Here is a 7,165-nt window from a genome sequence, read left to right as displayed (position 1 = left end):
GAGCTGGGGGCGGCGGCCGAGACGGCCATCGCGGCGGCGGACCGGCTGCTCTGCGCCGACCATCCCGTCCACGGGCGGCGCGTCGGGCTGGACGCCCGCGCCGTGTTGCTGGGCGGCCCGGTGCCCCCGGTCTGTCTGGCCGCCCTGCACGCGGCGGGGGAGGACGGGATCGTCGGGCGCGGCCTCGCCTGGCATCCGCCCTCCTGCCACGCCGAGGCGGTAGCCGCGGTGGATGCACGGAGCCGCGCCGGTTTCCCGGACACCCCCGACCGTCGCGCCTGAGGTCCGGCGGCCGCGGTTCCCCTTATTTTTTAACGAGGGGGCAATCGCTCTGCGACAGTGGCCGGAAGGCCTCCTCCGCGGGGATCGTGGCGCGCAGGGTGTAATAGTCCCAGGGGTATTTGGACTCCGAGGGCTTCTTTACCTGCATCAGGTACATCTCGCGCATGAAGCGGCCGTCCTCGCGCACCCAGCCGTCCTTCACGAACACGTCGTTGATCCGCGTGCTCTTCAGCTTCTCCATGACCGGGCCGGCCTCGTCGGTGCCGGCGGCCTCGATGGCCTTCAGGTAGGCGAGCGTCGAGGAGTAGACCCCGGCCTGCCCCATGTTCGGCATGATCTTCACCCGCTCGTGGAAGCGCCGGGAGAAGGCGCGGGTCTCGTCGTCGCGGTCCCAGTAGAAGGCGGTGGTCAGGTACATCCCCTGTGTCGCCTCCAGCCCGAGGGCGTGGACGTCGGTGTCGAACAGCAGGAGGCCGGCGAGCTGCTGCCCGCTCTGGGTCAGGCCGAACTCCGAGGCGGCCTTGATGGCGTTGCGCGCGTCCATCCCGGTGGTGGCGAGGCCGACGATCTTGGCCCCCGACGCCTGCGCCTGCGTCACGTAGGAGGCGAAATCGAGGTTGTTCAGCGGGAAGCGCACCGCGCCCAGGACCTTGCCGCCGTTCTCCTGGACGATCTTCGCCGTGTTCTCCTCCAGCCCGTGGCCGAAGGCGAAATCGACGGTGAGGAAATACCAGGTGTCGCCGCCCTGCTTGATCGTCTGCGCCCCGGTGCCCTTGGCCAGCGCGTAGGCGTCGTAGGCGTAGTGGATGGTGTTGGGCGTGCATTTGTCGCCGGTCAGTCGGGTGACGGACGGGCCGTTGAAGATGGCGACGCGGTTCTTGTCGCGGACGATGTCCGCCACCGCAAGCGCCAGACCGGAGTTCGCCACGTCCTGGATGAGGTCGACGTTCTGCGCGTCGATCCACTCGCGCACGATGGCCGACCCGACATCCACCTTGTTCTGGTGGTCGGCCGTCAGCACCTCGACGGGCTTGCCCAGCACCGTGCCGCCGAAATCCTCCACCGCCATCTGCGCGGCGGCGATGGAGCCGCGGCCGCTCTGGTCGGAGAAGGCCCCGGACAGGTCGGTGATCACCCCGATCCGGACGACGTCGTTCGAGATCTTCGCACCCTGCTGCGCCGCCGCCGGCAGCATGGCGGCGAGCAGCAGCGCGGTCCCGGACAGCAGCGCGGTGCCCAACTGACGCTTCATCGCTTCCTCCCTGTTTTTGCGTCGTCCCGGCGAGCCTTCACCGAAACCCGTTGCCATACCGTCCCGCCCCATGGTCGATTCCACAACGGCGTGCGATCCGGGGCATGGGTAAAATGGGGAAAAACGGTCGGTTCGACGTACAAATCACCGCCGCGCTTCATTCTTCCACCGAACAGGCGGAAGGGGCGGGGGACCGGCTGTTCTGTCCAGTCTTCGGTGGGCATCCGGTGGACCGCGCCGAGTATCTGGCCCTGCTTCCCGTCCAGGACAGCAACGGGCGGCTGCTCGCCGCCTTGGCCGAAATGCCGGACGGCGTGCCGGAGGGTGTGTGCGTCGGCGTGCTGGCCGTCGACCCCTTCCGGCCGGTGGGTCCGTTCCTGGAAACCCTGCGCCGGTTCGGGGTGCGCGCGGTCGCCAACTTCCCCACCACCGCGCTGTTCGACGGGGAAACCGGCGAGACGCTGCGCGGCGTCGGGCTCGGTGCGCAGCGGGAGGCGTCGTTCCTGGAACAAGCCGCCCAGGCGGGATTCGCCGTCACCGGCTTCGCCGCCGACGCGGACATCGGCCGGCGCCTGCGGGCGGCGGGGGCGGGGCGCCTCGTCGTGCATCCGGGTGCCGCGACCGGCGATCCGTCGCGCGACGCCGAGGCGGTCGCGAACGCCGCCGCGGTCGCCGCCGAACTGCGCGGAGAGGGCGGCGGCCCCGTCCTGCTCTATCGGCCGGCCGGCTTCGAGGATCATCATGACGTCATGAGGCGGGCGGCCGACGGGCTGGTGCTCCCGCCCGGCGCCGGTCACTCCAACAGGCCGTAGTGGCGCATCTTGTTGTAGAGCGTCTTGCGCGACAGGCCGAGGAAGCGGGCCGTCTCCCCCCGGCGGAAGCGGTGCCGCCGCAGGCCGTCGAGAATCCAGTCCCGTTCCGACTGTTTGGGTGAGCGGTCTCCAGGAGCGTCCGGGCGCGGGCGGCCCGCGCGCTTGCCGTCCAGGGAGGGGAGGGCTTCCGCCTCGATGACGTCGCCGCTGCCGTCCAGCGCCTGCTCGACCACGGCGCGCAATTCGCGGAGGTTGCCCGGCCAGTCATGGGCGATGAGCAGCCGGAACGCCCGAGGCGACAGGCGCACGGGACCCGCGGATGGGCGCAGCGCCGCCGCGAAATGCTCGACCAGCAGCGGAATGTCGTCCAGCCGCTCGCTCAGCGGCGGCAGGTCGATGTCGCGCCGGGCGAGGCGGCGGGCCAGCTCGGGCGCGAGCGTTCCGGCGCCGGCCGCGGCCTCCAGGCCCGCCGTTCCGATCAGGATGATCCGCGCGTTGGAGCGCAGGGTTTCCTGCCCGCCCTGGCGACGGAAGCTGCCGCGCTCCAGGAAGGCGGCAAGCTCGGCCTGCGTGCCGGGCGTCAGGCCCTCCGCGTTCTCGATCACCAGCGTCGTCCCGTTGGCGGCCTCGACCCAGCCGAGGCGGCGGCGTCCGCCGTCCGCCGGCTCCGCCCCGAACAGCCACCCGCCGTCCAGATGGCGGGCGTCGACGGTCATCGGCGGGCGCTGGCGCTGTGGACCACGCCCGTGCAGCAGAGTCGCCACCAGCGAGCGCCCGCTGCCGTCCGGCCCGGCGACCCACACCGGCCCGCCGTCGGCGCCGAGATGCTCCAGCCGCGCCCGCGTCTCCACCAGCGCGTCGGTGCGGCCCACCAGCCCCATCCCCTGGCCGGTCTGGTCGAGGCGCCGCTCCAGCCGGTCGATGCGCCGTTGCAGGGTGGAGACCAGCTTGAAGGCGGCGGTCATTTCCTCCATCGAGCTTTCCGAGGGCAGGCGGTCGATGGTCGAGCCGCCGATGTAGCCGTCGGCCCGCGCCTCGCGGCAGGCCTCGTGCATCTCCTGCGGGGTGGTGATCGGCCCGCCCTCGATCACGCACAGCGCGCCGGGGTCGGCGGTGCGGATCGCCTTGATGTGGCCGCGGGCGCGGTTGCCGACCTGAAGCACCGACTCCCCGCTGGGCACGCCCACGGCGCCGCCGGCGTTCCAGCCGATGTTGAAGCAATAGACGTCCACCCCCGCCCGCGCGAGCGCCAGCGCCTCCTCCCGGCGGCGGAAATAGCCGACGGTCGCCAGCCCGCCCGCCCGCGCCGCTTCCAGCAGGCGGACCTCCCGCGCGAAGCCCAGGCCGGTGCGCTCCAGCGCCTCGCGGAAGCGCCCGTCGACATGCGACACGGTGGGGAAATTCACCACCCCGGCGAAGCCCCAGCCGCGCAGCCGCTCCATGAAAGGGGAAAACTCCTCCTCCGCGAGGCCCCAGGCGCAGGCGCCGAAGAAGACCGGAATCGGTGTCGCGTCGACGATCTCCGAGCAGGCGAAGTCGGCGACGAAGGCGTTGCTGTCGCGCAGCGCCAGCATGGTGGCGATGGACGACGCCCCCATGGTGCGGAAGCGGCCGGCGGCCAGCGCCAGCAGGAAGTCGGCGCCGCCGCGCGCCGCCGCGCGGGCGGCAAGGCCGGTGCCGATGGCGGCGCCGACCAGCAGGGTGTGCCGGCCCGCGCAGGCCCGCCGCAGATCGTCCAGCAACTGAGTCCGGTCATGGGTCATGCGGTCATGGGTCATGCCAACCACTATACCCAATATTACCCGCTCCGCCGCAACGCTCCGGTTGGCGCCCCCGGCGGGCGGCCTACACTTCCGGAAAAGACGAAGGGAGGAGGCCCGGCCATGGCGGATGCGGAGCGAGGCGCGGCGGCGGTCTATGTCGTCGGCTGCCACGACACCAAGGGAATCGAGTTGGACTATGTGCGGGGGCTGATCGCGGCGGAGGGGCTGCGCACGGTGACGGTCGATGTTGGCACCCGCCCGCCGGCTGTCCCGGCCGATGTCTCGGCGCGGGACGTCGCCTCCTGCCACCCCGACGGAGCGGAGGCCGTGCTGGGCACCGACGACCGCGGGCTGGCCGTGTCGCGCATGGCCGACGCGTTCCGGCGCTTCGTCGAGCGGCGCACCGACGTCGCCGGCATGATCGGGCTGGGCGGTTCCGGTGGCACGGCGATCATCGCGCCGGGCATGCGGACGCTTCCCGTGGGGACGCCCAAGCTGATCGTGTCCACCGTCGCGTCGGGCAACGTGGCGTCCTACGTCGGCGAAACGGACCTCTGCATGATGGCCTCGGTCACCGACGTCGCCGGGCTGAACCGTATTTCGCGCCGCGTGCTGGGCAACGCCGCCCACGCGATGGCCGGCATGGTGGCGCGCGCGATCCCCGAGACGGACACCAAGCCGGCGCTGGGCCTCACCATGTTCGGCGTGACGACGCCTTGCGTCACGCAGGTGTCCCAGGAACTCGACCCCGCCTACGACTGCCTGGTCTTCCACGCCACCGGCACCGGCGGGCGGGCGATGGAGAAGCTCGTCGCCTCGGGCCTGCTGGCGGGCGTGCTGGACGTGACGACCACCGAGGTCTGCGACCTGCTGATGGGCGGCGTCTTCAGCGCCGGGGAGGAGCGGCTGGACGCCATCGCGCGGGCCGGCATCCCCTATGTCGGGTCCTGCGGCGCGCTGGACATGGTGAATTTCGGCCCGCGCGACAGCGTGCCCGAGCGCTACCGCGACCGGCTGTTCTACGTGCACAACCCGCAGGTCACGCTGATGCGCACCACGGCGGAGGAGAACCGGGCGATGGGCGCCTGGATCGGCCGCAAGCTGAACGCCTTCACCGGGCCGGTGCGCTTCCTCATCCCCGAAGGGGGGGTGTCGGTGCTCGATGCGCCGGGCCAGCCCTTCCACGATCCCGAGGCGGACGCCGCGCTGTTCGATGCGCTGGAGCGCACCGTCGAGCAGACGGACGCGCGCCGGCTGGTCCGCCTTCCCCACAACATCAACGATCCCGCCTTCGCCGCCGCGCTCGTCCGGGCCTTCCGGGACATCGCCGCGGCCGGCCACGGCACGACGTCATAAGGAGCCTTCGACGATGCCCCGCATTCCCCGTCAACAAATCCTCGACCGGTTCCGCGGCATGATCGCCCGCGGCGAACCCATCGTCGGCGGCGGCGCCGGAACCGGGCTGTCCGCCAAATGCGAGGAGGCGGGCGGGATCGACCTGATCGTCATCTACAACTCCGGCCGCTACCGCATGGCCGGGCGCGGTTCGCTGGCCGGGCTGCTCGCCTACGGCAACGCCAACGAGATCGTCGTCGACATGGCGCGCGAGGTGCTGCCGGTGGTCCGGCACACCCCCGTGCTGGCCGGCGTCAACGGCACCGATCCCTTCATGATCCAGGACCAGTTCCTGCGGCGGCTGGCCGATCTGGGCTTCTCCGGCGTGCAGAACTTTCCGACCGTGGGGCTGATCGACGGCGTCTTCCGGGCCAATCTGGAGGAGACGGGCATGGGCTACGGGCTGGAGGTGGACATGATCCGCGCCGCCCATGAGCTGGACCTGCTGACCACGCCCTACGTCTTCTCGGAAGGGGAGGCGGTGGCGATGGCCGAGGCCGGGGCCGACGTCATCGTCTGCCACCTCGGCCTAACCACCGGCGGCAGCATCGGGGCGGAAACGGCGCTGTCGCTGAAGGATTGCGTGCCGAAGATCGACGCCTGGGCGGAGGCGGCCCTGCGGGTGCGCAAGGACGTGATCGTGCTGTGCCACGGCGGCCCGATCGCCACGCCGGAGGACGCCTCCTTCGTCCTCGGCGCGTGCACCGTCTGCCACGGCTTCTACGGCGCGTCCAGCATGGAACGCCTGCCCACGGAAACCGCGCTGACCGAGCAGACGCGCCGTTTCAAGGCCATCACCAAGCAACGCTGAAGGGGGGAACGCATGGCACGGGTCTATGTCAGCGCCGTCATCGACGCGCCCGTCGGAGAGGTCTGGGACAAGGCGCGGGATTTCAACGGCCACCACGCCTGGCATCCCATCATCGCGGACAGCCACATCGAGGACGGGCTGCGCAGCGACACGGTCGGCTGCGTCCGCAACTTCGGGCTCACGCCCGGCGGCCGGCTGCGCGAACAGCTGGTGTCCTTCAGCGACCGCGAGCGCTCCTACACCTACACGATCCTCGAATCGCCATTGCCGCTCACCGACTACGTCGCGACCTTCCGCCTGACCGAGGTGACGGAGGGAAACCGCACCTTCGGCGAATGGTGGGCCGACTTCGACTGCCGGCCCGAGGACCTGCCCACGCTGCGCGAGCAGGTCGGCCGGAACACCTTCGCCGCCGGGTTCCGGGCGCTGGCGGACCTGTGCGGCGGCGGTGTCAGAGCGCCTGCTCCAACTCCGGCACCGCCTTGAACAGGTCGGCGACGAGGCCGTAGTCGGCGACCTGGAAGATCGGCGCCTCCTCGTCCTTGTTGATCGCGACGATGACCTTGCTGTCCTTCATGCCGGCGAGGTGCTGGATGGCCCCGGAGATGCCGACGGCGATGTACAGCTCGGGCGCCACGATCTTGCCGGTCTGGCCGACCTGGTAGTCGTTCGGCACGAAGCCGGCGTCCACCGCCGCGCGGCTGGCGCCGACCGCGGCCCCCAGCTTGTCGGCCAGCGCTTCCAGAAGCTTGAAGTTGTCGCCCGACTGCATGCCGCGGCCGCCCGACACGACGATCTTGGCCTGGGTCAGCTCCGGACGCTCCGACTTCGTCAGCTCCTGGCCGACGAA

General features: G+C 71.2%; 7 protein-coding genes and 1 pseudogene. 5 read left to right on the top strand and 3 right to left on the bottom strand.

The window, feature by feature from the left end; genetic code table 11:
• A pseudogene (locus GBZ26_RS24995) lies at positions 1-282 on the top strand (DUF1116 domain-containing protein); the annotation flags it as partial.
• Positions 283-304: 22 nt separating this feature from the next.
• Here GBZ26_RS24995 and GBZ26_RS24990 read toward each other — a convergent pair.
• A complete protein-coding gene (locus GBZ26_RS24990; protein WP_246654125.1) occupies positions 305-1,534 on the bottom strand; it encodes an ABC transporter substrate-binding protein in 1,230 nt (409 codons plus the stop codon).
• Positions 1,535-1,647: 113 nt separating this feature from the next.
• Here GBZ26_RS24990 and GBZ26_RS24985 point away from each other — a divergent pair, with 113 nt between their 5' ends.
• On the top strand, positions 1,648-2,346 hold the full coding sequence (locus GBZ26_RS24985; RefSeq protein WP_174441155.1) for a phosphoenolpyruvate hydrolase family protein: 699 nt from the start codon (positions 1,648-1,650) through the stop codon (positions 2,344-2,346).
• Here GBZ26_RS24985 and GBZ26_RS24980 read toward each other — a convergent pair.
• On the bottom strand, positions 2,328-4,124 hold the full coding sequence (locus GBZ26_RS24980) for a phosphoenolpyruvate hydrolase family protein (protein WP_174441154.1): 1,797 nt from the start codon (positions 4,122-4,124) through the stop codon (positions 2,328-2,330). The two genes, GBZ26_RS24985 and GBZ26_RS24980, sit on opposite strands and share 19 nt — an antisense overlap.
• 105 nt (positions 4,125-4,229) lie before the next feature.
• Here GBZ26_RS24980 and GBZ26_RS24975 point away from each other — a divergent pair, with 105 nt between their 5' ends.
• From GBZ26_RS24975 to GBZ26_RS24965, 3 genes are read left to right on the top strand one after another with little or no spacing between them, the layout of a single operon-like run.
• Complete coding sequence (locus tag GBZ26_RS24975; protein ID WP_174441153.1) at positions 4,230-5,465, top strand: Tm-1-like ATP-binding domain-containing protein; 1,236 nt, start codon at positions 4,230-4,232, stop codon at positions 5,463-5,465.
• 13 nt (positions 5,466-5,478) lie between these two features.
• On the top strand, positions 5,479-6,315 hold the full coding sequence (locus GBZ26_RS24970; protein ID WP_174441152.1) for a phosphoenolpyruvate hydrolase family protein: 837 nt from the start codon (positions 5,479-5,481) through the stop codon (positions 6,313-6,315).
• A 12-nt stretch (positions 6,316-6,327) separates the two neighbouring features.
• Entirely contained in the window at positions 6,328-6,801 is a 474-nt protein-coding gene (locus GBZ26_RS24965) for an SRPBCC family protein (RefSeq protein WP_174441151.1), read from the top strand.
• Here the strand turns inward: GBZ26_RS24965 and GBZ26_RS24960 are convergent.
• A partial coding sequence (locus tag GBZ26_RS24960; protein ID WP_211104953.1) for an electron transfer flavoprotein subunit alpha/FixB family protein occupies positions 6,767-7,165 on the bottom strand: 399 nt, incomplete at its 5' end. The genes GBZ26_RS24965 and GBZ26_RS24960 overlap by 35 nt on opposite strands.

Origin of the sequence: Azospirillum formosense, from assembly GCF_013340925.1 — a bacterium.
GTDB lineage: Bacteria > Pseudomonadota > Alphaproteobacteria > Azospirillales > Azospirillaceae > Azospirillum > Azospirillum formosense.
Note: the sequence above shows the minus strand (reverse complement) of the source record. Positions and strands in the feature narration are given on the sequence as shown.